At 71.9% G+C, this 26,329-nt stretch carries 26 protein-coding genes; 12 read left to right on the top strand and 14 right to left on the bottom strand.

Going from position 1 to position 26,329, the window contains the following annotated elements; genetic code table 11:
* Positions 1-59 precede the first annotated feature (59 nt).
* The gene (locus IF655_RS14335) at positions 60-593 is read left to right on the top strand and encodes a DUF4245 domain-containing protein (RefSeq protein ID WP_199585110.1); all 534 of its coding nucleotides are present in this window, start codon (positions 60-62) and stop codon (positions 591-593) included.
* 117 nt (positions 594-710) lie between these two features.
* Here the strand turns inward: IF655_RS14335 and IF655_RS14330 are convergent, their stop codons facing one another.
* From IF655_RS14330 to xseA, 3 genes are all read right to left on the bottom strand, one after another.
* Positions 711-1,301 carry a malonic semialdehyde reductase gene (locus IF655_RS14330; protein ID WP_199585109.1) on the bottom strand — a complete coding sequence of 197 codons (591 nt, stop codon included), beginning with the start codon at positions 1,299-1,301 and terminating at the stop codon, positions 711-713.
* A 133-nt stretch (positions 1,302-1,434) separates the two neighbouring features.
* Entirely contained in the window at positions 1,435-1,659 is a 225-nt protein-coding gene (locus IF655_RS14325) for an exodeoxyribonuclease VII small subunit (protein ID WP_199585108.1), read from the bottom strand.
* 9 nt (positions 1,660-1,668) lie between these two features.
* Positions 1,669-2,907: an exodeoxyribonuclease VII large subunit gene (gene xseA, locus IF655_RS14320; RefSeq protein ID WP_199585107.1), complete on the bottom strand. Its 1,239-nt coding sequence runs from the start codon at positions 2,905-2,907 to the stop codon at positions 1,669-1,671.
* 90 nt (positions 2,908-2,997) lie between these two features.
* On the opposite strand from xseA, the gene IF655_RS14315 reads away from it, so the two are divergent.
* Together IF655_RS14315 and ppgK are read left to right on the top strand one after the other, a co-directional pair.
* The gene (locus IF655_RS14315; protein WP_199585106.1) at positions 2,998-4,014 is read left to right on the top strand and encodes a 4-hydroxy-3-methylbut-2-enyl diphosphate reductase; all 1,017 of its coding nucleotides are present in this window, start codon (positions 2,998-3,000) and stop codon (positions 4,012-4,014) included.
* A 105-nt stretch (positions 4,015-4,119) separates the two neighbouring features.
* The gene (gene ppgK / locus IF655_RS14310; RefSeq protein ID WP_199585105.1) at positions 4,120-4,881 is read left to right on the top strand and encodes a polyphosphate--glucose phosphotransferase; all 762 of its coding nucleotides are present in this window, start codon (positions 4,120-4,122) and stop codon (positions 4,879-4,881) included.
* Between the two features lie 80 nt (positions 4,882-4,961).
* Here ppgK and IF655_RS14305 read toward each other — a convergent pair whose 3' ends face one another.
* Complete coding sequence (locus IF655_RS14305) at positions 4,962-5,594, bottom strand: DUF6542 domain-containing protein (RefSeq protein ID WP_199585104.1); 633 nt, start codon at positions 5,592-5,594, stop codon at positions 4,962-4,964.
* A 192-nt stretch (positions 5,595-5,786) separates the two neighbouring features.
* On the opposite strand from IF655_RS14305, the gene ychF reads away from it, so the two are divergent.
* Positions 5,787-6,875 carry a redox-regulated ATPase YchF gene (gene ychF / locus IF655_RS14300; protein ID WP_199585103.1) on the top strand — a complete coding sequence of 363 codons (1,089 nt, stop codon included), beginning with the start codon at positions 5,787-5,789 and terminating at the stop codon, positions 6,873-6,875.
* 43 nt (positions 6,876-6,918) lie between these two features.
* Here the strand turns inward: ychF and IF655_RS14295 are convergent, their stop codons facing one another.
* The 4 genes from IF655_RS14295 to IF655_RS14280 form a co-directional block, all read right to left on the bottom strand.
* Positions 6,919-8,097 carry a hypothetical protein gene (locus IF655_RS14295; protein ID WP_242488728.1) on the bottom strand — a complete coding sequence of 393 codons (1,179 nt, stop codon included), beginning with the start codon at positions 8,095-8,097 and terminating at the stop codon, positions 6,919-6,921.
* Positions 8,094-10,085 carry a hypothetical protein gene (locus IF655_RS14290; protein WP_199585102.1) on the bottom strand — a complete coding sequence of 664 codons (1,992 nt, stop codon included), beginning with the start codon at positions 10,083-10,085 and terminating at the stop codon, positions 8,094-8,096. Before IF655_RS14290 ends, IF655_RS14295 begins: the two co-directional genes overlap by 4 nt.
* The gene (locus IF655_RS14285; protein WP_199585101.1) at positions 10,082-10,879 is read right to left on the bottom strand and encodes a toll/interleukin-1 receptor domain-containing protein; all 798 of its coding nucleotides are present in this window, start codon (positions 10,877-10,879) and stop codon (positions 10,082-10,084) included. Before IF655_RS14285 ends, IF655_RS14290 begins: the two co-directional genes overlap by 4 nt.
* Positions 10,880-11,046: 167 nt before the next feature.
* A complete protein-coding gene (locus IF655_RS14280; RefSeq protein ID WP_199585100.1) occupies positions 11,047-12,291 on the bottom strand; it encodes a helix-turn-helix domain-containing protein in 1,245 nt (414 codons plus the stop codon).
* Positions 12,292-12,954: 663 nt separating this feature from the next.
* Here IF655_RS14280 and IF655_RS14275 point away from each other — a divergent pair.
* Positions 12,955-13,296, top strand: coding sequence for a MerR family transcriptional regulator (locus tag IF655_RS14275; protein ID WP_199585099.1), 342 nt, complete (start codon positions 12,955-12,957; stop codon positions 13,294-13,296).
* Positions 13,297-13,323: 27 nt separating this feature from the next.
* Here IF655_RS14275 and IF655_RS14270 read toward each other — a convergent pair whose 3' ends face one another.
* The 4 genes from IF655_RS14270 to IF655_RS14255 form a co-directional block, all read right to left on the bottom strand.
* Positions 13,324-13,647, bottom strand: a complete 324-nt coding sequence (locus IF655_RS14270; RefSeq protein WP_199585098.1) for an SCO5918 family protein — start codon at positions 13,645-13,647, stop codon at positions 13,324-13,326.
* Between the two features lie 50 nt (positions 13,648-13,697).
* Complete coding sequence (locus IF655_RS14265) at positions 13,698-14,009, bottom strand: CBS domain-containing protein (RefSeq protein ID WP_199585097.1); 312 nt, start codon at positions 14,007-14,009, stop codon at positions 13,698-13,700.
* 45 nt (positions 14,010-14,054) lie between these two features.
* Positions 14,055-15,497: a DEAD/DEAH box helicase gene (locus tag IF655_RS14260; protein WP_199585096.1), complete on the bottom strand. Its 1,443-nt coding sequence runs from the start codon at positions 15,495-15,497 to the stop codon at positions 14,055-14,057.
* Positions 15,498-15,673: 176 nt separating this feature from the next.
* Positions 15,674-15,877 carry a cold-shock protein gene (locus IF655_RS14255; protein ID WP_199585095.1) on the bottom strand — a complete coding sequence of 68 codons (204 nt, stop codon included), beginning with the start codon at positions 15,875-15,877 and terminating at the stop codon, positions 15,674-15,676.
* Positions 15,878-16,183: 306 nt separating this feature from the next.
* On the opposite strand from IF655_RS14255, the gene IF655_RS14250 reads away from it, so the two are divergent.
* Positions 16,184-16,657, top strand: coding sequence for an SPW repeat protein (locus IF655_RS14250; protein ID WP_199585094.1), 474 nt, complete (start codon positions 16,184-16,186; stop codon positions 16,655-16,657).
* A 281-nt stretch (positions 16,658-16,938) separates the two neighbouring features.
* A complete protein-coding gene (locus IF655_RS14245) occupies positions 16,939-17,706 on the top strand; it encodes a hypothetical protein (RefSeq protein WP_199585093.1) in 768 nt (255 codons plus the stop codon).
* Positions 17,707-17,763: 57 nt separating this feature from the next.
* Here IF655_RS14245 and IF655_RS14240 read toward each other — a convergent pair whose 3' ends face one another.
* Positions 17,764-18,921 (bottom strand): serpin family protein, encoded by a 1,158-nt coding sequence (locus tag IF655_RS14240; protein ID WP_307814923.1) that lies wholly within the window; start codon positions 18,919-18,921, stop codon positions 17,764-17,766.
* 434 nt (positions 18,922-19,355) lie between these two features.
* On the opposite strand from IF655_RS14240, the gene IF655_RS14235 reads away from it, so the two are divergent.
* The 5 genes from IF655_RS14235 to IF655_RS14215 all read left to right on the top strand — a co-directional run bounded on the left by IF655_RS14235 (position 19,356) and on the right by IF655_RS14215 (position 24,551).
* Positions 19,356-20,108, top strand: a complete 753-nt coding sequence (locus IF655_RS14235; RefSeq protein WP_199585091.1) for a GntR family transcriptional regulator — start codon at positions 19,356-19,358, stop codon at positions 20,106-20,108.
* A gap of 338 nt (positions 20,109-20,446) precedes the next feature.
* Positions 20,447-20,638, top strand: a complete 192-nt coding sequence (locus IF655_RS14230) for an SPOR domain-containing protein (protein ID WP_199585090.1) — start codon at positions 20,447-20,449, stop codon at positions 20,636-20,638.
* 76 nt (positions 20,639-20,714) lie between these two features.
* Positions 20,715-21,149 (top strand): (deoxy)nucleoside triphosphate pyrophosphohydrolase, encoded by a 435-nt coding sequence (locus IF655_RS14225; RefSeq protein WP_199585089.1) that lies wholly within the window; start codon positions 20,715-20,717, stop codon positions 21,147-21,149.
* A gap of 155 nt (positions 21,150-21,304) precedes the next feature.
* Positions 21,305-21,703: an ATP-binding protein gene (locus IF655_RS14220; RefSeq protein ID WP_199585088.1), complete on the top strand. Its 399-nt coding sequence runs from the start codon at positions 21,305-21,307 to the stop codon at positions 21,701-21,703.
* A gap of 250 nt (positions 21,704-21,953) precedes the next feature.
* Entirely contained in the window at positions 21,954-24,551 is a 2,598-nt protein-coding gene (locus IF655_RS14215) for a SpoIIE family protein phosphatase (RefSeq protein ID WP_199585087.1), read from the top strand.
* A 43-nt stretch (positions 24,552-24,594) separates the two neighbouring features.
* On the opposite strand, the gene IF655_RS14210 is transcribed toward IF655_RS14215, so the two are convergent.
* Positions 24,595-26,160, bottom strand: coding sequence for a hypothetical protein (locus IF655_RS14210; protein WP_199585086.1), 1,566 nt, complete (start codon positions 26,158-26,160; stop codon positions 24,595-24,597).
* Between the last annotated feature and the right edge of the window lie 169 nt (positions 26,161-26,329).

Raw genomic sequence — 26,329 nt, 5'->3', positions numbered from 1 at the left:
ACAAAATGAGCAGGGGGCCCCACGGATGAGCGCACGGGGCACCTGCGACCATAGGGGGCGTGGCAGGTACGAACGGCAAGCAGAAGACGGTCCGGGACATGATCCTTTCCCTGGCCCTCATCGGTATCGCGGCGGCGGTCATCTATGTCTTCGTCCCGCACGACGATCACGCCCCCGATCTCAAGCGGGTCGACTACACGGTGGAGACGGCCGGCGCCCGCCGTGCGGCGAGCTACCCGGTGGCCGCCCCCGAGGGACTGCCGAGTACCTGGAAAGCGACCTCCGTACGCTTCCAGGCCGAGGATTCCGACCGCTGGCACCTCGGCTTCCAGGCACCGGGCGGGCAGTACGTGCAGGTCGAGCAGTCCACGGGCAAGCGCGCCGACGTCATCGACCAGGCGACCCAGGGCGCCAAGGCGACCAAGCGGACCGAGACGATCGACGGCCGCACCTGGACCCGGTACACCGGCGGCCGCTACGACGGTCTGGTCCTGGAGGGCACCCCCGGCTCCACGACCGTGGTCGCGGGCACCGCGTCCTTCGACCGGCTGACCACGATGGCGGGCGCGCTGAGGATGAAGAACGAGAAGTAGCCGGGCGATCCGCGACGGCACACGACGGCCCACGGCACGCGAAAGGGGCCCCGGACGGCGATCCGGGGCCCCTTCGCCGTGCGCTGCGTTCGTCCTGCGCTGTCGCCGTACGGCCGCTCAGACGGTCGTGACGACGTCGTCGTACGCCAGGCGCGGCGAGCGCGGGTACCAGGCGTCCGGGCCCGGGTGGCCGATGTTCACAACCATCAGCGGGGTGTGGTCGTCGTCCAGGAACTCCTTGCGGACGCCCTCGAAGTCGAAGCCGGTCATCGGGCCCGCCGCCAGACCGGCCGCCCGGACGCCGACGAGGAAGTACGCGGCCTGGAGCGCGGCGTTCATCCCGGCGGAGCGCTCACGGACCGGGCGCTCGGCGAAGAACAGGTCCTTGGCCTGCGGGAATGCCGGGAACAGGGTCGGCAGCTCCTCGTGGAACTCGTTGTCCGCCGACAGGATCGCGACCAGCGGCGCGGTGGCCGTCTTGGGCTTGTTGCCGTCCGCCATCAGGGCCACAAGACGCTCGCGGGCCTCGGGGGAGCGGACCAGCGTGATGCGCAGCGGGGTCTGGTTGAAGGCGGTGGGGCCGTACTTGACCAGGTCGTAGATCGCCCGGACCTGCTCGTCGGTCACCGGCTCGTCGGTGAAGGTGTTCGCCGTGCGGGCCTCGCGGAACAGCAGGTCCTGGGCGGCCGGGTCGAGAACGAGAGACATGCGTGACTTCCTCGGATACGCGTCCGGCCCGGGGTGCCGGGCCGAGTGAACGGGACGACCCTACGCGAGAGAAGTTAAAGCTTTAACGAAGGGTGTGCGCGCCCGCGAGACCGACGAAGGACGCGCGCCCCCGCTACTCGTCCCCCTCGCCCTCCGCCTCCTCCGCCAGCGCCGCGTCCAGCCGCGCCCGCGCCCCCTCCAGCCAGCGGCGGCACACCTTGGCCAGCTCCTCGCCGCGCTCCCACAGCGCCAGCGACTCCTCCAGCGTCGTACCGCCCGCCTCCAGGCGTCGTACGACGTCGATCAACTCGTCCCGCGCCTGCTCGTACGACAGCGCCTCGTCCACCTTGCTGGTCATCCGCCCACCCTAAGCATCGCCACCGACATCCCCCTCGCCACCGGCGTCCACCCGCACCGCGAACTCGCCCTCCGCGACCCGCGCCCGCAGCGTCTCGCCGCCGGTCACCTCCTCCGGCGCGCGCACCACGTGTCCGTCCGCCCTCTGGAGCACCGCGTACCCCCGGCGGAGCGTCGCGGCGGGGGAGAGGGCGACCACGCGCGCGTGCGTGTGGGTCAGCTCGGAGTCGGCGCGGTCCAGGAGATGGCCCAGCGTGCGCCTGCCGCGTTCCAACAGGGCGTCCACCTGCGCCGACCGCTCGTCCAGCATCCGGTGCGGGTGCTCCATGCAGGGCCGGGCCAGCGCGTGCGCGAGCCCCCGCTCCTCGCGCTCCAGGACCGCGTGCACACAGCGCCGCCCCCGGTCGCGCAGCATCCGCACCCGCTCGAACTCCTCGCCCACGTCCGGGACGACCTTCTTGGCCGCGTCGGTCGGCGTGGAGGCGCGCAGATCGGCCACCAGGTCGAGCAGCGGGCTGTCCGGCTCGTGCCCGATGGCGGAGACGACCGGCGTACGGCACGCGGACACCGCCCGCACCAGCTCCTCGTCGGAGAACGGCAGCAGATCCTCCACGCTGCCGCCGCCGCGGGCCACCACGATGACGTCCACCTCGTCCATCGCGTCCAGCTCCTTGACCGCCTGGACGACCTGCGGCACCGCGTGCACGCCCTGCACCGCGACATTGCGCACCTCGAAGCGGACGGCGGGCCAGCGGTGCCGGGCGTTCTCCAGCACGTCCCGCTCCGCCGCCGAGGCCCGCCCGCAGACCAGCCCGATCAACTGCGGCAGGAACGGCAGCGGCTTCTTCCGGTCCGCCGCGAACAGCCCCTCGGCCGCCAGCGACTTCTTCAGCCGCTCAAGGCGCGCCAGCAGCTCGCCCACGCCGACGGGACGTATCTCGGCGGCGCGCAGCGAGAGCTGACCGCGCGGGGCGTACCACTCCGGCTTGGCCAGGACCACGACCCGCGCGCCCTCGCCGACCACGTCCGCGACCGCGTCGAACACCTGGCGGTAGCACGTCACGCTCACCGAGATGTCGTGCGAGGGGTCGCGCAGGGTCAGGAAGACCACCCCCGCCCCCGGCCGCCGCGACAACTGCGTGATCTGCCCCTCGACCCACACCGCGCCGAGCCGGTCGATCCAGCCGCCGATCAGCCGGGAGACGTCACCGACGGGCAACGGTGCTTCGGGGGACGTGTTCACAGCCATGCCGCGAGACTAACGGCCCCCACCGACAAAGGAGCTGTGCGCCGGACACCCCCCTGGGGGGATCTACGGGCCCCCGTACCCGGCCTTACGATGGGACGCATGACCGCTTCGCCTGGCCGCCGTGTCCTGCTCGCCGCCCCCCGTGGCTACTGCGCCGGTGTGGACCGCGCCGTGATCGCCGTCGAGAAGGCTCTCGAACAGTACGGGGCTCCGATCTACGTCCGGCACGAGATCGTCCACAACAAGTACGTCGTCCAGACCCTGGAGAAGAAGGGCGCGATCTTCGTCGAGCAGACGGAGGAGGTGCCGCCGGGCAACATCGTGATGTTCTCCGCCCACGGCGTCGCCCCCACCGTGCACGAGGAGGCCCAGCGCGGGCGCCTGGCCACCATCGACGCCACCTGCCCCCTGGTCACCAAGGTCCACAAGGAAGCCGTCCGCTACGCCAAGGACGACTACGACATCCTCCTGATCGGGCACGAGGGCCACGAGGAGGTCATCGGCACCTCCGGCGAGGCTCCCGAGCACATCCAGTTGGTCGACGGTCCCGAGGACGTCGCCAAGGTCGAGGTCCGCGACCCGTCCAAGGTCGTGTGGCTCTCCCAGACGACCCTCTCCGTGGACGAGACCATGGAGACCGTCGACGCCCTGAAGACCAAGTTCCCCGGTCTCGTCTCCCCGCCGAGCGACGACATCTGCTACGCCACGCAGAACCGCCAGCTCGCGGTGAAGCAGATGGGCGCCGAGGCCGAGCTCGTCATCGTGGTCGGCTCGCGCAACTCCTCCAACTCGGTACGGCTCGTCGAGGTCGCCAAGCTCGCCGGGTCCCGCGAGGCGTACCTGGTGGACTTCGCCGGAGAGATCGACGAGTCCTGGCTGGAGGGCGTCACCACGGTCGGCGTCACCTCCGGCGCCTCCGTCCCCGAGGTCCTCGTCGAGGAGGTCCTCCAGTGGCTGTCCGAGCGCGGCTACGGCGACGTGGAGCTGGTCAAGGCGGCCGAGGAGTCCATCACCTTCTCCCTCCCCAAGGAACTCCGCCGCGACCTGCGCGACGAGGCGGCGGCGCTGATGGCGGAGCGCGGGGGCAGCGGGGCGTCCGAGGCGTGACACGCGGGGCGTGAGCCCATCGGTGTGCGGGGTGGTCCGTACGGCTCGTACACCGATGGGGATGCCCGGGGCGTGACCGTCAGTCGTACGTCGTAACGTGTTGCCATGCAGATCTTCGGCGTGGACATCGGCGGTTCCGGGATCAAGGGTGCCCCGGTGGACCTGGACAAGGGCGATCTCGCCCAGGAGCGCTGCAAGGTGCTCACCCCGCACCCGGCGACCCCCGAGGGCGTCGCCGACGGCGTGAAGCAGGTGATCGACCACTTCGGGTGGACCGGCCCGGTCGGACTGACCTTCCCCGGAGTGATCGCGGACGGCTCGACGGTCCTGACGGCGGCCAACGTCGACAAGAGCTGGATCGACACCGACGCCCGCGCCCTCTTCAGCGAGCGGCTCGGCGGACTCCCGGTGACCGTCGTCAACGACGCGGACGCGGCGGGTCTCGCGGAGATGCGGTTCGGCGCCGGGCGCGGTCGCAAGGGCACGGTCATCGTCCTCACCTTCGGCACCGGCATCGGCAGCGCGGTCTTCACCGACGGTGTGCTGGTCGCCAACACCGAGCTGGGCCACGTGGAGCTGAACGGCCACGACGCCGAGAAGAAGGCGTCCAGCAAGGCCAAGGAGGACGGCGAGCTGAGCTGGGAGCACTGGGCGCGACGGGTGCAGAAGTACCTCGCGCACCTGGAGATGCTCTTCTCGCCGGACCTCTTCATCATCGGCGGCGGCGTCAGCCGCAAGTCCGAGAAGTTCCTCCCGCACATCAAGGGCATCAAGGCCGAGATCGTCCCGGCCCAGCTCCAGAACAACGCGGGGATCGTGGGCGCGGCGATGCGGGCGGCGCAGCGGGCCGAGGCGGAGGCGCAGTAGCGGGACGGGGCTGGTCCGGCGGGTTCCGCCGGACCAGTTGACCAACCGGTCGGCCGGCCAGTCGGCCGGATGGCCCGTCCTCAGGCGCGGCGTCGCCGGCCGCGGATCCAGCGCACCCGGCGTACGAGGACGATCACCCCGGCGATCAGCGTCCCGCCGTACAGCCAGCCCGCCTGGGTGGCGAGCCCGGTGAAGACGCCCATCAGGGAGCCGAGGACGCCCGCGCTGCCGTCCGCGACCGCGAAGAGCCCGGCGCCGAAGGCGATCGGCAGGGCCACGGGGGCGGTCAGCAGGTCGCCGGGGCGTACCCAGAGCGCGGTCAGCACGCACACGGGCAGGAACAGCACGCCGTAGGCGATCAGGGACGAGCCGAACAGCAGCGCGTCCGCGGCGCCGAGCAGCAGCATCGCGGCCACGCAGAACAGACCGCCGCCGAGCCCGGTGAGCCGGGGGTCCGGAAAGCGCCGACCGGTGGGCGCGGGGTTCGGTTCGGCGGCGGGGCGGCGTACGTCCTCGGGGGCGCGGGCGGTCTGGGGCGCGCGTCCGGCCTGCGAGCCGCGTACGGCCTGGGAGGCGCGGCGGGCCGGGGCGGGCGCCTGGGCCGTGCCCCGTTCGGCGTCCGGGCCGCGCCGGGCCTGGGGCGGAAGGTGCGCGGGCGTGGGTGTGCCGCGTCGCGGCCCGTCCTGGGGAGGTCGCGTTCTGTGTTGCTCCACTGGACCAACTTAGGTCTGTTTATGTGCCGAATCGCCCATCAGACACGCCGAAGACGTGTCCGTGGGGCGAGTCCCGCCGGACGGGGGACGCTCCCGCTCATTGCCCCGCTCGGACGCCGTAAACTGGTGGATCGGCCGGTGTCCCCTGGGCCCTGGCAGCCCCTGGCCCACTCCTCTACGGGAAGTCGCAACGTGTCGCTCACGATCGGAATCGTCGGCCTGCCCAATGTCGGCAAGTCGACCCTTTTCAACGCCCTGACCAAGAACGACGTGCTGGCGGCCAACTACCCGTTCGCCACGATCGAGCCCAACGTCGGCGTGGTCGGCGTCCCCGACGGCCGCCTGGCGAAGCTGGCGTCGATCTTCGGCTCGGAGCGCATCCTCCCGGCGACGGTGGACTTCGTCGACATCGCGGGCATCGTGCGCGGCGCCTCCGAGGGCGAGGGACTGGGCAACAAGTTCCTCGCGAACATCCGCGAGTCGGACGCGATCTGCCAGGTCATCCGCGCCTTCAAGGACGAGAACGTCGTGCACGTCGACGGCAAGGTCTCGCCCAAGGACGACATCGAGACGATCAACACCGAGCTGATCCTCGCCGACCTCCAGACCATCGAGAAGGTCCTGCCGCGCCTCCAGAAGGAGTCCCGGATCAAGAAGGACGTCGCGCCGAAGGTGAAGGCGGTCGAGGAGGCGAAGGAGATCCTGGAGAAGGGCGACACCCTCTTCTCCCAGGGCATCGTCCAGGGCAGCGAGCGCGCCGAACTCCTCCACGACCTGCACCTCCTCACCGCCAAGCCCTTCCTCTACGTCTTCAACGTGGACGAGGACGAGCTGACCGACGAGGACTTCAAGAACGAGCAGCGCGCGCTGGTCGCCCCCGCCGAGGCGATCTTCCTCAACGCCAAGCTGGAGGCGGACCTCGCCGAGCTGGACGAGGAGGACGCCATCGAACTCCTCGAGTCCGTCGGCGCCGAGGAGCCCGGCCTCGCCACCCTCGCCCGCGTCGGCTTCAACACCCTCGGCCTCCAGACCTACCTCACCGCCGGCCCCAAGGAATCCCGCGCCTGGACCATCAAGAAGGGCGCCACCGCCCCCGAGGCCGCCGGTGTCATCCACACCGACTTCCAGAAGGGCTTCATCAAGGCGGAGGTCATCTCCTTCGAGGACCTGGTCGAAACGGGGTCGGTCGCAGAAGCCCGCGCCAAGGGCAAGGCGCGCATGGAGGGCAAGGAGTATGTGATGCGGGACGGGGATGTGGTGGAGTTTCGGTTCAACGTGTGACGGGTGACATATCGCCACGTCGCTGATCCGGCATACGTGCGGGTCAGACGGGGTCCGGCTCTTCGGGGTCGGGCCCCTGCTCGTTCTCCTCGCGGACATCGCGCTGCGGGGTGTCCCCGGCGGACGGCGGTGCCACGTCGTCCGGGTCCTCGTCCTCCGGATCGTCGTCCCCGTCCTCGGCCGGCGTCAGAAGGGTCCGCCTGATCTCCTCGGCGGCGTCCACGAGCCCCTCCGCTTCCAGGCTTCGCACCACCCGGTGCACGAACACCGTGTACTCGTCCATGTCCGGTTTCAGACCCAGTGCGTCGAGCAGCAGGAGCAGCCGATCCGCGACTCCCACGTCCTCCTCGCGGCCGAATGTTCCCCCAGTTCCGTCGTCCCCGTCCCACAGCGGATCCCCGGCGGTCGTCTCGCTCCACGTGCCCCTGGGCGGGACGAGCAGATGGTGGAAGAGCTCCGGCACCTCCTCGTCGTTGGCCGCCGCCGAGATCTGGGCGAGCGGGCCGATCATGGCGACCGCCTTCTCGATCTCGTCCTCGTGGCGGGCGAGCCACCACACCACCGCGCTGCCCGCGCTCTTGAGCACGTCGTCACCTAGGTAGCGCCGCTTGTTGCGCTCGTGCTGACGCTCGTACTCCCAGACCTCCTCGTCCTTGCGAAGGTCGTTCAGCTTCCTCAGGCGCTCCCGGTCGGCGTGGGCGAGGGTCAGGGTCACATCGGCCGCGAGCGCCTCCACCCGTCCGCTCCGGTCCGGGAGCGAGACAGCCAGCTCTCCCTCCAGGAGGTACCGGGCGAAGCTCGCCCGGCCGGGCTCCTCGCGGTGGACGACCTCCAGGGCCCGGCTGACGATCGAGGACACGGCGAGGGCCTGGGAGGCGCCGTCGGACCGGACGGGGTGCCCGGGAAGCGGCGTCCACCACACGGTGGCCGAGAAGAGGAAGTCGTAGCCGTCCACGGCGCTCGGCAGCGCCGCGTCGAGGACCCGCGTCTCCTGGTGCGGCGGCGCCGTCGGTGTGGGGGGCTGTTCGGGTTCCTCCTCGTAAGGAGCGGCCGACGTACGGCCACCGCTGAGCACTGTCATCACGAGCAGCAGGGAGCCCGAGACCGTGACCATGGACATGAATCCCCACAGCCACGCCGACCAGTGCATGAGATTGCCGAGCACAGCCGGTGCGAAGCCGCAGAGAGCGACGAACAGCAGGCTGGGGAAGCGGTGTCTCATTGTCCCTCTTCCGTGATCCGTGGACCGGCGCCCGAATGCTTCGTGCTCTCCGAACGGGCGTACTGTGCCTGGTCGATGTGCTCCCAGAAGCGCGTGGCGACGGCTGCCCGGGAGGGGCGGTGCGCGGTCCCCGACCAGTCGCAGGCGATGGCGTAGAGACGGTGGAGAGCGATCGCGCGGCCGTGCGTTGCCGCGACCATCCCGCCCAGCGCCGCCTCCCGGGAAGCGTCGCCCGTCGCGGCGTCGAGCCAGCTACTCACCAACGGGTTCCAGAGTCGCGTCGGGGACTGGGCGAAAACCGTCTCCCAGCCCTGGGACAGGTCTGGCCACGGTGGCGGGTCCGGCGTTCGGTCGCTCCTCAACAACTCGGTCAGCAGCCGGAGCTGCGGCTCCGCCGTGCGCGGCTCCCGATGCGTACGGTTCCGCAGGCTCTCCAGCAGCAGCCGATAGCGCCGATGATCACGGCGGACGAGGCCGAGGAGCGCCTCCCGGGCCTCACGTGCCGCCTCCCCGTCCCGTACGGCGAGATGGCGGAGCCGCACCATCGCCTGATCCGGGTGCGTCGCGACGAGGCTCTGGAGACATACGGTGGTCAGGACGCGGACGAGTCCGTCCGGCAAGGTCCTGGATGTCGCGCAGTCGTACATCCAACTGCGAAACCATCCCCCGAATCCCTCGTGGCCGAGTCCGAGTTCGAGGACCGCCACGGCTCGGGGGTCACGGGACGTCCCGGTCGCGCGGTCCGTCCAGCGGACCACCAGGTCGATCAGATGGTCGGGGCGCCCGACGGCCAGGGAGTGCTCGGCGAAGCGGACGACCACCTTGACCCGGTCGTCGCCGGTCAGACCGGGCAGTCCGGCGGCACCGCCGATCCAGTCCCTGAGGTCGTCGCGTATCCCGGGAAAGTTCGTCCAGAAGTACGTCCGCAGCGCGTCGGCGTAGGCAAGCCGCTCGAAGCGGAGCCGGCCGTCCGGGCCCCGTTCGACCCCGAGGTCCACCAACCGTGCCCCGAAGTCCGTCCGCGCCAGCTCGGTCGTCGCCTCTTCCTCGTGCCCCACCGTCCTCATCAGGCCCTTCCACGCCTCATAGACGGTGTCGGCACGCGCCTCCTCGAACACCGCTGTCGTGAGCAGGAGGGCCCGTTCGGGCGCGGTGAGGACCGCCTTCACCTGCTCGCGCACCTCATCGGCCCGGTCGGTCACCGCGTGTACCGCCTGGTCGAGCCATCCCGCGAAGTCGGTGCCGAACCGGCCGTCGACCTGAGCGGCTCGCACCAGCCCCGCGAGCCGTGCCAGTTCCCGCAGGGGGGAGTGGTCGCAGAGGCGCCGGAGGTCGGCGCCGCCCAGGTCTGCGGAACGGAAGGCCACCTGGTTCATGCGGAGGTGCCGTGTGACGACGGCGACGCCGCGGGGGCGCACCAGCTTCACCGTGTGCGGTTCGAGGTCCGGGGAGAGAGCGTGCTCCATGCCCCGTGGCAGGACGACGACCATGTGGGCTCCAGCCTCCAGGACCTGTGACCGGTGGATGGCCAGGCGGCGCTGGGCTTCGGCGTACTCTGCCCCGTCGGTGATCCTGGAGAGGTCGAGGAGGAACCGGTCCCCCCTCTCGGGAACGAGAGGGCTCTGGCCCTCCTCCGTGTCTGTGGCGGGGAGTTCGTCGAATCGGCCCTCCTCCCCGTCGGCGTCCGCATCCTCGCCGAGCTCGTGCAGCAGCATGATCGCTGCGGCACGGCGGCCGCTGCCGGGCGGAGCCTCCAGCAGCAGGACCGATCCCGGCTTCTCCAAGCGGTCGGCGGCGCTGCGGTAGCCCCCCGGGCGGACGAACCGGTCGGCCAGGCGTACGCGGTCCTCAAGGCTGATCCGGAGGGACTCGACTCCCTTGCGGATCAGCCAATCCGCGGCGACGCCGTAATAGTTGTGCTGGTGACCTTCGCCGTTGTTCACCGGGCCGCGTGGATGGTTGACGGTGACGTGTTCCCGCTCGGTCATCGTTCGTCGTCCGAGCGCCGGCGCTCGCGCTCGAAGCGCTGGTGGACCGTCCCGCTGTTGTCACCCGCCGTGAACTGGACCCCCGCGTTGTCGCCCTCGAAGTGAGGAGCGTTGTACTGGTTCCCGCGACCGGTGTTCACGGGACCCTGCGGCTCGTTGACGAAGGTGCCCGACAGGTCCCCGTTGAGGTTTCCAATGCCGCCGCGCACCCGCTGTTCGAGATCGCGGGTACGCATCCTGGACCGTCCGGAGCCATCGGTCGGCTGCTTCTCGCGCGCCTTCGCCTCCGCGTGCTCCTGTGCGGCACGGTCGTCGCGGTCCACCGCCGCCAGCTCGGGTAGCTGCCGCGCGAGGGCGTCGCCGATCGCCGTCAGGTCCGACTGGTCGTTGCGGTGGTCGAACCGCTTGTACTGGCAGTCCGCCAGCTCCCGCAGATCAGCGGGGAGGACGGCGGGGTCGATCCGCGTGAGCTTTCCGACGAGTACGGGGATCACGAGGATCCCGCGGTCGAGCGCGGTCCGGATCTCACGACGGGTCCAGTCCTGCTCGGACTGGAAAGCGGGGCGGCCGTCGGGTCCGCGCACCTCCGTCCAGCGCGGGCCGATGACGGCGAGGAGCGCCGTGCACTCCTCCAGTGCCCTGACCAGTTCCGCCGGGAAGCGGCGCCCCGCCTCAATCGACTTGCTGGCGAAGAAGACCCGCGGTTGACCGAACCGCCGGACGAGTTCCCGGGTGATCATGGTTGCTGCGGATTCCTCGTCGCCCGTGCGGTAGTTGACGAAGACGTCGGTCATGGAGATCCCCTTTGTGAGAGAAAGCCGGAAGGCGGAAGCCAAGGGCTACGGACGCGGCCCTGGCACCCGGACACATGAGGTCCCGGCCGTGTGACGGCATGACCCGTCCACGGGAGGGCGTACGGCGGCTCGGGCAGTGCGAGTCGGTGTCGGTCGTGGGGTCGGGGTCAGCCGTACGCGGGGGCGAACACCTGTGCCAGCGCCGGTTGCAGATCGCGTACGGCCCTGCTGCTCCGGAACCTGGAGAGCTCTTGGGCGAGACGCCGGATGTCGCTGTGCACCGTCGCCGAAGGCACGGCCGGCATCAGCCCCAGGAGCTTCCCGGCGATCGCGCACGCGTGCTCGACCTCGCCGGAGGCGGCATGGGCCAGGGACCGGCGAAAGCCGTAGCGGGTACGGGTGCGCAGCGCGTTCGGCGGCAGACGGCGGTATTCCCGGTCGAGGACCTCGGCGGCGGCTTTGGGGTGACCGAGGTCGTACAGGCACCAGCCGGTCGTCATCGCCGCCGGATCGCTCACGTGAGTGGTGCCGATCACGGGCTCGGCGCCGCTGCGGGCGTCGTCGCTGTCCAGCAGTTCCCGTGCCTTGTCGAGACTGCGGAGGCAGCCACGTTCGTCACCGGCCAGGGCGTGTCCCTGCGCCTCCCGCTGGGCCGCGAGTCCCCTGATGCGCGGCGGGAGTTCATCGCTCTGAGCCCTGCGGGCCAGGGCGATGGTGCTTGCGGCGTCGCCGCCGTAGAGGGTGAGCAGCGCGCGTCGCACGAGCGCGTAGGAACCGAGGTGCGGATCACCGCCGGCGCGCGCCAGCTCGGCGGCCTCGTCGGTCCAGTCGAGAGCCGCGCCGCTGTCCCCTGCCTCCTGGGCCATCCAGCCGGTGAATTCCGCGAACCGCGACGCGAGCAGGAGCACGGGGACCCGGACGGTGGACGGGACGTCGGCGGCCAGCTCGGCGATCCTGCGCGTCTGTATCTCCAGCAGGGGAAGCAGGGCCCTCGGCGCGGTGGACTGGCCGAGCTGTCGTAACTGGTCGAACTGCGCGCGGTACGAGGGGAGAAGGGATTCGGCGGCGGAGGACGCCTGACCGTCGTCCTTCGGACGGAGGTCGATCAGTGCCCCGGTACCCGCTGCGAGAACCGCCCGGCGCCTGACGGTGCCGAGGCTGGGACAGACGGAGGTATCGGCGCTGTCCGAGCCGGGTTCGGGGTGGTCGACAAGACCTTGCAGCTCGCCGTTCGCGCCGAGGAAGGCGTCGCACCGTCGGGCCAGTTCGGAGGATGCGGAACGCTTCCCGCGCTCGACCTTGCTGAGGTGCCCTTTGTCGTAATTCAGCGCCATGGAGAACTGAGTCAGGGACAGTCCCGCCACCTGCCGCAATCGGCGAAGTTCCGGCCCGAAACGTGAAGCTGTGCTCATTGCTGCCCTCCCCCTCGAACAGCGACCGCGAGAGCCGTGCACCCCCGCAGGGAACTTCCGTTCGACGTTCACTGGCGACGTCAAGCCCGACGGCAAGCACACATCGTGACGGATTCGTTTCGCTTCGCATCCGAGAGGGAGTTTGACATGAGGTGCACGTCGAGGGCCGGGGTTCGGCGGGGTTGCCCGTTGCCTCTTTGCCCGTGGGCCGCGTCGACCCGGACGCAGAACAGCCGGGCGGCGACGAAGTGGGCGTACGCGGCTGGCTCTCCGCCTAGGGGTGCCCAGCCGGACCGGTTCACGCACACAAGTGCACGCGCGGCAGAATCCCGGTGCCTGCAGATGGAGTAAATCTGTAGTGGCGGGAGTAGACATTGCCGTGCGGCAGGGCTAGCGTCGTCCTCGTACCCCAGAAGTCGCACGACGAGAAAAGGAGCGGAACGCCATCAGGATCGCCCGGGCGGGTATCGCCCGGGTACCGCAGGCCCCGATTGGAAGGTGGTCCCCGGTCACGCATCCGCGATCCCCGCAGTCCTGCCCCATCCGGCGGAACCTGCGGACACAGAAGATCGGCGAAATCAGCCGGTAGATGGTGTGATAGCTCGGGGCCCGGGCGCCATGTGGCGCTCGGGCCCCCCGACGCGTCCCCGGAAGAAGAGGTCTATGCCCCCTCGCAGTACCCGCCCCCTCGTCCCCCTCGACGACGACGACTACCCCGCCTACACCATGGGCCGGGCTGCCGAGATGCTCGGCGCCACCCCTGCCTTCCTCCGCGCCCTGGGCGAGCACCGGCTGATCACCCCGCTGCGCTCCGAGGGCGGCCATCGCCGCTATTCGCGCTACCAGCTCCGTATCGCCGCCCGCGCGCGTGAACTCGTCGACCAGGGCACGCCCATAGAGGCCGCCTGTCGCATCATCATTCTTGAGGACCAGTTGGAAGAAGCTCAGCGCATCAACGAGGAGCTCCGCGCCCAGCACGCCGGCGGGCCGAGCCCGTCGGCGTGAGGAGCGTGAGGACGCGGGCGGCTGCGGTCACTCCGACCACTGAGGGGTGCCGAGCGCCGCGGATGCCTGCTCGTAGGGGTCGGCCGTCGGCGCGGGGGCGGGCGCGGGTACGGCTTCGGCGCGGGTGCCGCAGGTGAAGCCGAGCTGGGTCATCGCCTTCAGGACCTCACCGGCGCTGAAATCGCGGCGGTCCTGCCGGGTGACGACCTGGCCGACCTGCTTCGCGGGGTACTGGCGTCGCCCGATGACGACGAACTCGGCGGTGACCTCCTCGGGCTTGACGCCCTTCATGGAGTCCAGCACGCCCTGCTTGCTCAGGTCGAAGGGGAAACGGGCGATGACACAGCGCATGATGCCTCACAGGGAGAGGAGGGAACGGATCCAGGTGGGGTGAGTGCGGTTCAGCGGGGGTGGACGAGGGTGCACGTAGTGTTGCCGTGTTCCTCGGTGATGTCACGCAGACGGACGTGGTCCGTGTAGCCGGAGCTGTCGCGGACGGTGGTGAGGAGGTCCAGGGTGACCAGGCCGGTGCGTCGGCCGTCCTCGTCGCAGACGACCAGACGCCCCGTACGGGCGGCGGCCATGACGGACAGCGCCACCTCCACGGTCATCGCGCCCCAGACCTGCGGCCCGGCCGCGTCCGAGGCGTCGAGCGCCGTCCTGTGTGCATGACTCGCGTCTGTCGGGCCGGGGTGCGTCCGGATCGGCGTCAAGAGGTGCCTCCTGCGGGATGGGTGGGTTTCCCGGGCGCGGGGCGCCTAGGCCGCCGCGTCGGTGACGGACCGCTGGGCGGGCGCGCGCCGGTTCGCCGAAGCGGCCGAAGCCGCCGAGGGGGCGCGGCGACGGCCGCGTGAGGGGGCGCCGCGTCGCTTGGGGCGTTCGGTGACGGGCGCGGTGATGACGACCGGGATCCCCGAAGGGGTCTGGGCGCCGGTGATGCGGCGCAGGGCCTCGTCGCCGGAGCGGACCTGGGTCGTCTGCGGGACGATCCCGGCCGCCGCCATGAGGCGGGACACGCCGCGCCGCTGGTTCGGGGTGACGAGGGTGACCACGCTGCCGGACCGCCCGGCACGGGCCGTACGGCCGCCGCGGTGCAGGTAGTCCTTGTGGTCGGTGGGCGGGTCGACGTTGACGACGAGGTCGAGGTCGTCGACGTGGATGCCGCGCGCCGCGACGTTGGTCGCCACCAGCACGCCGACATGCCCGGACTTGAACTGCGCCAGCGTGCGGGTGCGCTGGGGCTGCGACTTCCCGCCGTGCAGGGCGGCGGCGCGCACCCCGCTGTTCAGGAGGTGTTCGGTGAGCCGGTCGACGGCGTGCTTGGTGTCGAGGAACATGATCAGACGGCCCTCACGCGCCGCGATCTCGGTGGTGGCCGCGTGCTTGTCTGCGCCGTGGACGTGGAGCACGTGGTGCTCCATCGTCGTGACCGCACCGGCCGACGGGTCGACGGAGTGCACGACCGGGTCGCCGAGGTAACGGCGCACGAGCAGGTCGACGTTGCGGTCGAGGGTCGCGGAGAACAGCATCCGCTGACCGCCGGGGCGTACCAGGTCGAGCAGCGCGGTGACCTGGGGCATGAACCCCATGTCGGCCATCTGGTCGGCCTCGTCCAGGACGGTGACGTCGACCTGGTCCAGTCGGCAGTCGCCGCGGTCGATGAGGTCCTTGAGGCGGCCCGGGGTGGCGACGACGATCTCCGCACCGCCGCGCAGCGCGGAGACCTGCCTGCCGATCGGCATCCCGCCCACGACCGTGGCCAGCCGCAGCCTCACGGAGCGCGCGTAGGGGGCGAGGGCGTCGGTGACCTGCTGCGCCAGCTCACGTGTCGGTACGAGGACCAGCCCCAGCGGCTGCCGGGGCTCGGCACGCCGCCCGGCGGTGCGGGCCAGCAGCGCGAGACCGAAGGCGAGGGTCTTGCCGGAACCGGTGCGCCCGCGACCGAGTACGTCGCGGCCCGCCAGGGAGTTCGGCAGGGTCGCCGCCTGGATCGGGAACGGGACGGTCACGCCCTGCGAGCCGAGCGCGGACAGGAGTTCCCCGGGCATGTCGAGATCGGCGAAGTTTTCCACGGCCGGAAGCGCGGGAGTGATGGTCCGGGGAAGCGCGAACTCACCCTGCGGGGCGGAGCGACGGCTGTGACCACCGGAAGTCCCGCCGCGGGGACGAGCGGCGCGGTTGTTCATTCGTGTGCGGTTCATGCGGAACCTTCCTCGATGCGGCGCATATCAAGGAATTCCCGCGGCGCTGAACGGTGCCGAGAATTGCGAGAAACGGCCGAATGGAACGCGAAATAATAAAGCTGCCGTGCGGGATATACGGATGGGACCCGCACCCCGAAGGATGCGGGCCCATCTGCACGTGCGCGACAGTCGCGTCAGGCGGGAACGATGTTCTCGGCCGTCGGGCCCTTCTGGCCCTGCGCGATGTCGAAGCTCACCTTCTGGCCTTCGAGCAGCTCACGGAAGCCCTGGGTGGCGATGTTCGAGTAGTGGGCGAACACGTCCGCGCCGCCACCGTCCTGCGCGATGAAGCCGAAGCCCTTTTCCGCGTTGAACCACTTCACGGTGCCAGTAGCCATGTCATTCTCCTTCGGGGTATCGCCGGTGCCCGCACCGTGCGGACACCGTGTCGCCGCGATGATTACCCCGCCCGGAAAAGACCGGAATCGCTTTTGGGAACCACAACTGCAACCGAGATCGACAGTAGCACGTCGTAGCGGTTCGTGTGCGGTGGATAATTGCATTCGGTTCGCCGGGGCAATAAATCTGTGGGCGGCCCACGTCGAACCCTCATCCCGCGAACACAGATATTGCGTGGGGAATCGGTGGGTACTCGACTCGCGCCGGATCCATGCACGTGGAGTCCTGACGCAGGAGGCGCGATCATGACGGAACGAATGCACACCACGATGGAGTCCCACCCCGACATCCTGGAGATGCGGGAGCGCTTCGTGCTGGCGGAGCGGGCGGCCGCGACGCGGCAGGGGCAGGCTGTCGAGGCGCTGGCGCTGATCACGGGGCTGTACATGGCGGCGTCCCCGTGGATCGCGGGGTTCAACGGGTTCAGCACCCTCGCGGTGAACAACCTGATCGCGGGCGTCGCCTACGCCCTGCTGATGAGCGGCTTCGGCCACGCCTACGAGCGCACCCACGCCCGCGCGTGGGCGGCTGCCCTGATCGGCGTCTGGATGATCATCTCGCCGTGGGTGGTCGCGGGGAACGTGGCCACCACGCGCACGATCGTCAGCAACGTCGTCGTCGGCGCCGTCGGTCTGCTGCTCGCCCTCGCGGCCGGTGCCGCGGCCAACAGGACCGGTGGCGGTCGGCGTGACCGCGCGGCGGGGATGATCCGCCCGTAAGCCCGTAGGGCCCGGGGTTCACGGCCCGGCTTCACCTCGACCGGTGGGGCCGGGTCCGGCTTGCCGACGCCCGCCGGACCTCCGCCGACGCCCGCCGGACCTCCGCCGACGCCCGCCGGACCTCCGCCGACGCCCGCCGGACCCTCGCCGTACACCCGCCGGACCTCCGCCGCCCGCCCGCGCCGCGAACAGCCCGCCCGCCCGGCAGTGCCCCCAAGGCAACGTTGTCCGAGGCGACTGCCACAATGCGGAAGCTACTTCAGCGGACGGGGGGCGGTTCCGTGAGTGACGTCGGTCAGGTCGGACGTATCAGGGGCGGAAGATACGGCAGCGTCTACGTCGCCGTCACCGCGTTGCTGTGCTCCCTCGTGGCAGTCGGCCTGCTCGCGTTCGCGGGTCTCCAACTGCCCCGCACCGTCGAGCGCGACCGTGCGCTCAAGGAGGCGGTGCCCTGCCGCTCCGTGCCGCGTGAGCCCGCCGACTGCCTGTGGCGGCAGCCGTTCACCGTCACCGCCATCCATCTGTGGTCGGGCAGGCGCGGGGACGGCATCCACGCCACCCTGATCTCGCCCGGCGGCGGCAAGTGGCCCACCGAGTTCCGCAACGACGGTCCGGTGCTGTCCGGGCTCGACGAGGGCGACCGGGTCACGGGCACGATCTGGCGTGGTCGTCTGGTGCGGATATCCGCCGGCGGCGCGGTGCAGGTCACCGAGAACAGCCCGGACGCGCTGCCCGAGAGCATCGTCGCCCTGCTCGTCGTCTGCGGACCGTCCTGTCTGGTGCTCGCGGTGGCGTGTGGCTGGCGGCTGCGGTCGCCGAAGGAGCGCGGGTGGCGGCGCGGACCGAAGCTGACGGCAGCCCTGGCCGCTGGTCTCGCCGGGGCGGGGCTGATCGCGGCGCTGGTCGCCCTCAAGTTCGGGCTGCCGTTGTGGGCCATGCCCGCGATCTGGCTCCCCCTGGCCGCGCTCGCGACCGCCCTGGCGATCGCCGTCGGCCGTCAGACGCCGGGGGAGCGGCAGACGGTACCGGTGCAGAAGACCGCCCTCTGACCACAGCCCCGCCGACGGCAGACCGGCGTTGACAACCAACCTGCCTGTGAGCCGAGTTCACATGCCCTGGTACGGCACCGGCTCCGTCACCCACCCCGCCGTCAGGATCAGGCGGCTCTCGCGGTGGACGGCGAGGAAGGCGAAGGGGCGGTCGAAGGTCGCGCGGACCACCGTCGTCTCGTAGCGGTGGTCGGGCAGTCCGCCCGGCGTCGCCATCACCGCCGTCACCGCGCCCGCGCGGAAGCCGAGCGCGCCGAACTGCGCCACGGCCGACTGCCGTGCCGCGCCGATGGCGAGCGGCGCCGCGCTGATCCCGGGGAAGTGGGAGCCCGGCACCATGGTGGCCGAGGCGAGCCCGAACAGACCGGGCTGTTCGAGGAGGTTGTGGTCGGTCCGCACCTCGAACGCCACCGTCCGCACGTCAAGCGCGATCGGCTCGGGCTCGACCGCGGGCTGCGACTCGACGTGCAGCCCCGGTCCGACGTGCCCGAACGGCAGCGCGCCCCCGGGAGTCACCGCGACCGTACGCTCCACCACCCCGATGCCCGCCGCCAGCACCTGCCCCGGCGTCATGCGCTCCTCGCCGAGCACCAGATGGACGTCGACGCCGTTGTCCCCGGGCACCGTCAGCGTGGTGACGAAGCCCTCCGGGGCGCCCGCGACGCCCACCCGGTCGGGGCGCACGCTCCTGCGGTGCAGCCCGCGCAGCCTGCGCTCCCGCCAGGGTCCGGACTCCGGGAACAGCGCCGTCTCGCCGAAGGGCTGCCGCCAGGTCGTCCGCAGCGCGAGCGCGCTCGCCAGGACCAGCCGCGCGTCACGCGTCAGCGTCACCGGCATCCGCTCGACCAGACCGCCGGTCCGCTCGACCGCCCAGGCGTCCAGCCGTTCCTGAGCCGTGATCAGGTCGTCCCCGAACACCCCGTGGCTGCCCACCGGCAGACCCCCGCGCCACTCCTCGTGGAACCGCAGGCTCTGGTGCGCCCACAGACCGAGCGCCGCGTCCAGACCGGAGACCGAGTCCAGCGCGGCCAGCAGCCCCCGCGCCGCCGACGCCGCGTGCTCGGCGGGCACCCCGAGAGCCTCGGACAGCTCCGCCCGCGCCGCGCCGTCCGCGCCGTCCGCGAGGAACGCCAGCAGCGGCCACGCCCCGGCCGCCGAGAACACCGTGCCGTCCGCCGGGGTCTGCCACGCCCACCTCGCGGTCAGCCCGTTCACCGCGCGCACCGTGTCGCTCCCGGTCCAGGAGCCCACCCCGGCGCCCCCCACTGCCGCTCCGCCCACTGCCGTGCCCCCACTCCGCCCCTGCCGGTCAGGGTCCTCGCCGTCGCGTTGCGGGGCGGTCCGCCCCAGGAGCACCGTACCTGTCCGGTCTGTTCCCCGGACCGGAGTCCGGTACGTCCGCTTGCGCCCGCCCGGACACCCGCCGTGCACACCCCGACGCCGCCCCGCGCGGAAGCCGGACACCGCTCCGCAGGTGTGATCGTCGCCGGAGCGGGGAGTCATAGCGGGGACCTCGGCGGGAAAGCCCCTGGGTGTGGCTCTCCCCGGCTCCATGTCATCACTTCGAGTGATTCTCTGGCCTTTGCTTGCATGGCACAACCCAGGGTTGCCAGGCTGTTGCTGTCTGTACAACCTGATGGGAGCGGCCAGTGACTTTCGGTGAACAGCCGGCGTACCTGCGCGTCGCGGGAGATCTCCGCAAGAAGATCGTCGACGGTTCACTGCCGCCCCACACCCGCCTCCCGTCACAGGCCCGCATCCGCGAGGAGTACGGCGTCTCCGACACGGTCGCCCTGGAGGCCCGCAAGGTGCTCATGGCCGAGGGGCTCGTCGAGGGCCGCTCCGGGTCGGGCACCTATGTGCGCGAGCGGCCGGTGCCCCGGCGCGTGTCCCGCTCGGGGTACCGCCCGGCGGGCGGCGCCACGCCCTTCCGGCAGGAGCAGGCGGACGCGGCGGCGCGCGGCACCTGGGAGTCGAGCAGCGAGCAGGCCGAGGCCGACGCGGTCGTCGCCGAGCGGCTCGGCATCCCGTGCGGCGAGCGGGTCATGCGCACCAAGTACCTGTTCCGGGAGGCGGGGGAGGCGATGATGCTCTCCACCTCCTGGGAGCCGCTCGCCGTCACGGGGCGCACCCCGGTGATGCTGCCCGAGGAGGGTCCCCTCGGCGGGATGGGCGTGGTCGAGCGGATGCGCGCCATCGACGTCATCGTGGACAACGTCACCGAGGAGGTCGGCGCCCGCCCCGGTCTCGCCGAGGAGCTGCAACTGCTCGGCGGCGTGCCCGGCCATGTGGTCCTCGTCGTGCAGCGGACGTACTACGCCTCGGGTCGTCCGGTGGAGACGGCCGACGTGGTGATTCCGGCCGATCGGTACCAGGTGGCGTACCACCTCCCCGTGAGGTAGCGCACACTCGATGCGCCCCCCGGGGACCGGTCCCCGTCGGCCGGCCCCGTGTCGCGTCTCCTCGCGTGCGCCGCGATCCGGCCGTTTTCCCAGGTGATCGAAGGTCTGTTCGTCTACCCTCCGTGTTGCGGCACCTCCGCGTCGACCGGGCGCGTTCGTCCGTGCGCGCCCCCTTACGTTCTGGCCGGTTGCGTACCTCTTCGTGAAAAGCCGTATTCGCAGGGTGAAGGTTGGGCGTACGCTCGGGCATATGCGTATTGCGGTTTCCTTAGGCGGGGTGCGTCGGCGGCCCGGGACCGGAAGCGGGTGGGGCGGTGCGAAGAGGAACGGTGGGGGCGATGAATGAGGGTGCGCTCGTCCTGCCCTGGATCGTGATACGGCAGGACGACAACGGCAACACCTACCGGGTGGGCCGGTACGCCACACGGGCCGAGGCGGAGCGGATCGCCGACAGCCTCGACGGTCACGGGCACAGGCAGCTCTACTGGGTCGAGCACATCGAGCGCAACGGCGAGTCCACGCGCAACTGACCCCGCGGCGGAGGCGCTCGGGCGCCGGTCGCGCTCCCGCGATCGACCCCGGACGCGCTCCCGTAGGCTCCCCCTCATGAACGCACGGATCGTGGTGGGCGCCGCCCTGTTCGACGAGGGGCGGCTGCTCGCCGCGCGCCGTAGCGCGCCCCCCGAACTGGCCGGGCGCTGGGAGCTGCCCGGCGGCAAGGTCGAGCCCGGCGAGCGACCCGACGAGGCGCTCGTACGCGAGCTGCGCGAGGAACTCGGCGTCGACGCCGACGCGGTCGAACGCGTCCCGGGGCAATGGCCCCTGAAGCCCCCTTATGTCCTGCAGGTGTGGACCGCGCGGCTGCGTCCCGGCTCGGCGCGGCCGCGTCCCCTCCAGGATCACGACGAACTGCGCTGGCTCACCCCCGACCGTCTCTGGGAGGTGCCCTGGCTGGATCAGGACGTCCCGGCGGTCCGTGACATCGCCGCCCGCCTCGGCGCTCCGGCCGCGCACGGAAGCACGGCGCCCACCGAAGGCTGAGGGGGAGCGGGGCGCCGGCGTGCGCCCCGCACCGGATACGCCGTTCGTGCCACAGTGCGCCCGCTCCTGCGGTACCACCTCCCGGAATCCGGGTATATCGCCCTTAACCCCATGAAAACGGGCATGGGTGGGCTCGCCGGCCTGGGAAGTGATCCGTGATCGACACCGGAGGCGACCGCGCCGAGTGGACGTTCGCAGCGGAGCCGGGCGCGGTGCGCGCCGCCCGCGCCGCCGTCCGCGGCCAGTTGCGCCACTGGGACCTGGACAGCCTCGCCGAGCTGACAGCCCTGCTGGTCAGCGAGCTGGTCACCAACTCCCTGCGGCACGCCACCGGCCCCATCGGCGTCCGCCTGGTGCGCCCCTCCGGACTGGACGGCTCCCTCCTGGTCGAGGTCTCCGACCCGCTGCCCGACCCGCCGCGCGAGCGGATCGCCCGCCCCGAGGACGAGAGCGGGCGCGGACTGCAACTGGTCGCGGGCGCCTCGCACCGCTGGGGCACCCGTCCTGGTGAGACCGGCAAGACCGTGTGGTTCGAACTCACGGTGCCGGGGTGAACCGGGGGCGCGTCGCGCCGTGCGCCGGTGGCGCCGCACACCCCGCCGACGACGCTTGCCCGTGTGGGTGATTCGAGGACGTGTTCCCTGGTTAGAAGAGTGGAAGTGTTGTCGCGGCGCGGTCCGGAACTCACCCGCACCGAGCTGTGATCGTGAACACCGTGTCCTACGGCGCCGTAGTGCTGGATACTGCGGGCAGCCGCCCCCGGTGACCGGTGCCGGACGCGGTGAGCTGGAGGGGACGGTTCGCGTGAGCGAGATACCAGCGAAGGCCACGGAGTCCGAGGACCCGTCGGACGGCGCCAGGAGTGAGGTCGCGGCTGCCGCCGCGCGCGGTGAGACACCGTCCGCCGACCTGTGGCAGAGCAGCCCGCCCGGCTCCATCTACGAGTACATCAAGGTGGCGTCCTTCTCCATCGGCCCCGGCGGACTGGTCGAGCAGTGGAGCCTGCGCGCCGAGCAACTCCTGGGCGTCCCCGCCGAACGCGCCGTCGGCACGGACCCCATCGAGGCGTTCGTCGACCCCGACCTGCACGCGCGCGGGCACCGCAAGATGGCCGAGATCCTGGACGGACGGGAGTGGACCGGCGTGGTCCCCTTCCGGATGCCGGACCGGGACGACGGCACGCGCGGCGAGGAGGGGCTGGCCGAGGTCTACGTCATGCCCACGAAGACCGCCGACGGAGAGAACGCCGCCGTCTGCATCGTCGTGGACATCCGCACCCTGCGCAGCATCGAGACCGATCTCGCCGCCTCGCAGGCGATATTCGGCCAATCTCCCTTCGGCTTCCTGCTGATCGACGACGATCTGACGGTCCGCCGGGCCAACATGCGGTTCGCGTCCATCTTCGGCGGGACGCCCGACGACCACCGGGGCAAGGGAGTGCACGACTACCTCCCGCGCGCCGAGGCGGACCGGGTCGCCGCCACCCTGCGCCGCGTGATGGAGACGGGCGACTCCATCACCGACATGCACGTCACCGGCTTCGTGCCCGGCTCCGACGAGCGGCGGCACTGGTCGATCAACCTCTACCGCGTCTACAGCGGCAGCGGACGCCCCATCGGCATCGCCTGGCTCGGCACCGACATCACCGCCCGCCGCGCCGCCGCCCGCGAAGCCGCCGCCGCCCGGCGCAACCTCGCCCTGCTCAACGAGGCAGGCGCCCGCATCGGCAACAGCCTCGACCTGGAGACCACCGCGCGCGAACTGCTCGACGTGGTCGTCCCCGGCTTCTGCGACCTGGCCACCGTCGACCTCTGCCAGGGGCTGCTCACCGGCGACGAGAACCCGCCGGGTCTGGCCGACGGGAGTGCCGAGCTGCGCCGGGTCGCCTTCGCCAGCGCCGTCTCCGACGTGCCGTTCGGCGACTCCGGCGAACCGGTCGAGGTCGGCTCGGTCCACCGCTTCCCGTTCAACTCCGCCTGCGCGGACGCCCTGCGCACCGCGCGCCCGCAGCGCGTGCCCGCCGAGGAGGGCGGGCTCGTGCAGTCCACGCTGGCCGTGCCGATGGTCGCGCACGACACCGTGGTGGGCATCGTGCAGTTCGCCCGCACCAAGGGCAGCGAACCCTTCGGGGACCGCGACCGTGACCTCGCCGTCGAACTCGCCGCGCGCGCCGCCGTCTGCATGGACAATGCGCGCCTGTACCGCCGCGAGCACGAACGCGCCCTGATACTCCAGCGGTCCCTGCTCCCGCCCGACGACCCCGAGGCGTCCGGGCTGGACATCGCCTGCCGCTATCTGCCCGGCAACGCGGCAACCGAGGTCGGCGGCGACTGGTTCGACGTCATCGAACTGCCCGGCCACCGCACCGCGTTGGTGGTCGGCGACGTGATGGGACGCGGACTGCGCGCCGCCGTCGCGATGGGCGAACTGCGCACCGCCGTACGCACCCTGGCGCTGCTCGACCTCGAACCCGCCGAGGTCCTCTCGGCGTTGGACGAGATCGCCCGCGGACTCGGCACCTCGGGCAACGTCCAGCAGGCCACCCGCGCCGCCCGCCAGCCGCGCGACGCCGACCTGTGCGAGGTCTACCTCGCCACCTGTATCTACGCGGTCTACGACTCCGTCACCCGGCGCTGCACCTTCGCCAACGCCGGCCATCTGCCCCCGGTCCTGGTGGAACCCGGCGAGTCCGCGCTGATGCTCGACGTGCCGCCCGGGATGCCGCTGGGCGTGGGCGGCGAGCCGTTCGAGGAGGTCGAGGTCGAACTCCCCGAGGGCGCCCTGCTCGCGCTCTACACCGACGGACTGGTCGAGTCCCGCGACCACCCGCTGGACGAGGGACTGCAGGCGTTCGTGAGCGCGCTCACCGATCCTGCCCAGCCCCTGGAGGACGTGTGCGACCACGTCCTGAGCAGCCTGCACACCCGGCACGGCGAGGACGACATCGCCCTCCTCATGGCCCGCGTCCAGGGACTGCCCGCCGACTCGGTCGGCGACTGGACCCTGCCGCGCGAACCGCGCAGCGTGGGCCGCGCCCGCGAGTACGCCCGCACCCAGTTGCTCGCCTGGGACCTGGAGCCCCTGGTCGACACCACGGAACTGCTGGTCAGCGAGCTGGTCACCAACGCCCTGCGGTACGGCGAGGGCGAGATCAGACTACGGCTGCTGCTCGACCGCACCCTGGTCTGCGAGGTGTGGGACGCGGGACTCGTCCAGCCCCGCCGCAGGCGCGCCCGCGACACCGACGAGGGCGGGCGGGGACTGCAGTTGGTCGGACTGCTCAGCGCGGCCTGGGGCTCGCGCCGCACCCCGCGCGGCAAGACGGTGTGGTTCGAACTCCCGCTGCCCGGCGCCGAGCACACGCTGACGGACCCGGCGGAGGCACTGCTGAGCCTGTTCTGACCCCGGACCCGGACCTGGAACCGGACCAGGGCGGACAGGACGGTCAGGACAGCCGTCGGCGGTCCCGGGTCCCGGGACCGCCGTAGCTCACCGGCGGTCCGCCGTCCGGCTCCTCGCCGAGCAGCACCCCGCCGAGCACGGCACCGGCGAGCCCGGCGGGATGCCCGGGCTCCTCGGCGTAGGGGGAGGCGTACGCGCGCACGTCGTCCTCGGCGGACTCCCGCGCGCGCCGGGCCAGGACGTCCGCCTCGGCGTCGTACTCGGCGCGCCGGTCCGTCGCCGCGAGCGCCTGCCGCGCCGCCGCGAGCAGGGTGCGGGCGTCGGCGCCGACCGCACCCCGGCGCGCGGCGAGGTAGTCCGCCGCCTCCTCGACGGCTGCCTCGGCCACCAGGCGCGCCGCCTCGTACAGCACCTCCGCCCGCTCTTCCCCCGGGCGCCGCACCGCCGCCGTGATCCGGCGCAGCGCGTCCAGCGGGTCGTACGGCTGCGGGGTCTCGCGTACGGCGGTCAGCACCTCCGCCGCGCGGGCGGGCGCCGCCGGGTCCTCCTCGGCGGCGGCGAGCGCGAGGGGGATCAGCGCCGCCGCCGCGTCCAGTTGGGACGCGAGCCGTTCCACGCCGTCGACCTGGACGCCCGCCTGGGCTATCGCGCCCTCGGCGGCGCGGAGTTGGCGGGCTGCCCTAAGGGCATCGCCCGAATCTGCGGCGCGCCGGGTCTCGTTGAGCCGGGCGGTCGCGAACACCAGCCGGTCCAGGGCCACTTCGGTGTACTCGTCGGCCCGTACGCCGTACCGCTCCCGCAGCGCCGCCACTGTGCCCTGCGCGCCCGCCGCACGCGCGGTCAGCTCGCGGAAGCGGCGCTCCGCGACCCCGAGCGCCGGACCCACCCCCGCCCGCAGCCCCCGCAGTTGGTCCAGGGCGGCGGCTGCCATGTCCAGGCGACCGCCCGCCTCCTCGCACCGGCCGACCACGCCGACCAGAGCCTGGCGCCGGGCGTGCGCGTCCTCGGGGACGCCCTCAGTACAGCGCCGGAAGATCGCGAAGGCGGACGCCAGCTCCGCCTCGGCGGCGCGCAGCGCCTCGCGCGCCGGTCCGCCCTCCGGCTCCGCGACGTACGACAGCTCCTCCGCCGAGGCGCGCACGCAGTCGTCGGCGCGCACCAGCGCCTCCCGCGCCCGCCGCTCCGCCTCGCCGGTGCTCGGCGCGGGCGGCGCCGACGGCGGCACCGCCGGGGTCGTCCGGGTCCGCACCCGCCGGGTGCGCCGTACATAGCCGTATCCGGCGACCACCACGGCGGCGACGGCCACGACGAGCGGCAGGGCGAGGTCGACGGCGGAACCGTCCTGCTCGGCGCTGTCGGGAGCGGCGGCGGTGCGGGCGGTGCCGTAGGACGCGGCGACCACAGGGGCGGAAGCGGGCGCGGACACCACGGGCGCGGACCCCGCGGTCGGGGACACCGCGGCGGGGACCGCGACCGGATGTCCTGGGGCGTGGGCCGTGGCCGGGAGGAGGAGCCAGACCGCCGCCGCCGTCCCGCCCGCCAGGGCGTGTGCCACACGCAGGCGTATGTGCGCCGTGGCATGCCGGGGGCGGCCCAGGGTGCTGGTCACATTTCGGAGCGTATGGGCGCCCGGGCGGCGCCGCGAGTGGGCGGGCGGCGGTGATTTCCGGCGGCGCACGCCCGCGCGCCGGTGCTGGTTGCGCCGCACGGGTGGGCTTGTCGTACCGCCCCGCCGTGTCGCCGCCGTTCAAACGACAAGGTCGTTTTCAGTGGGGCCA

Source organism: Streptomyces sp. DSM 110735 (assembly GCF_016482685.1).
Classification (GTDB): domain Bacteria; phylum Actinomycetota; class Actinomycetes; order Streptomycetales; family Streptomycetaceae; genus Streptomyces.
The sequence above is the reverse complement of the archived record's forward strand: the minus strand, read 5'-3'. Positions and strand labels throughout refer to the sequence as shown.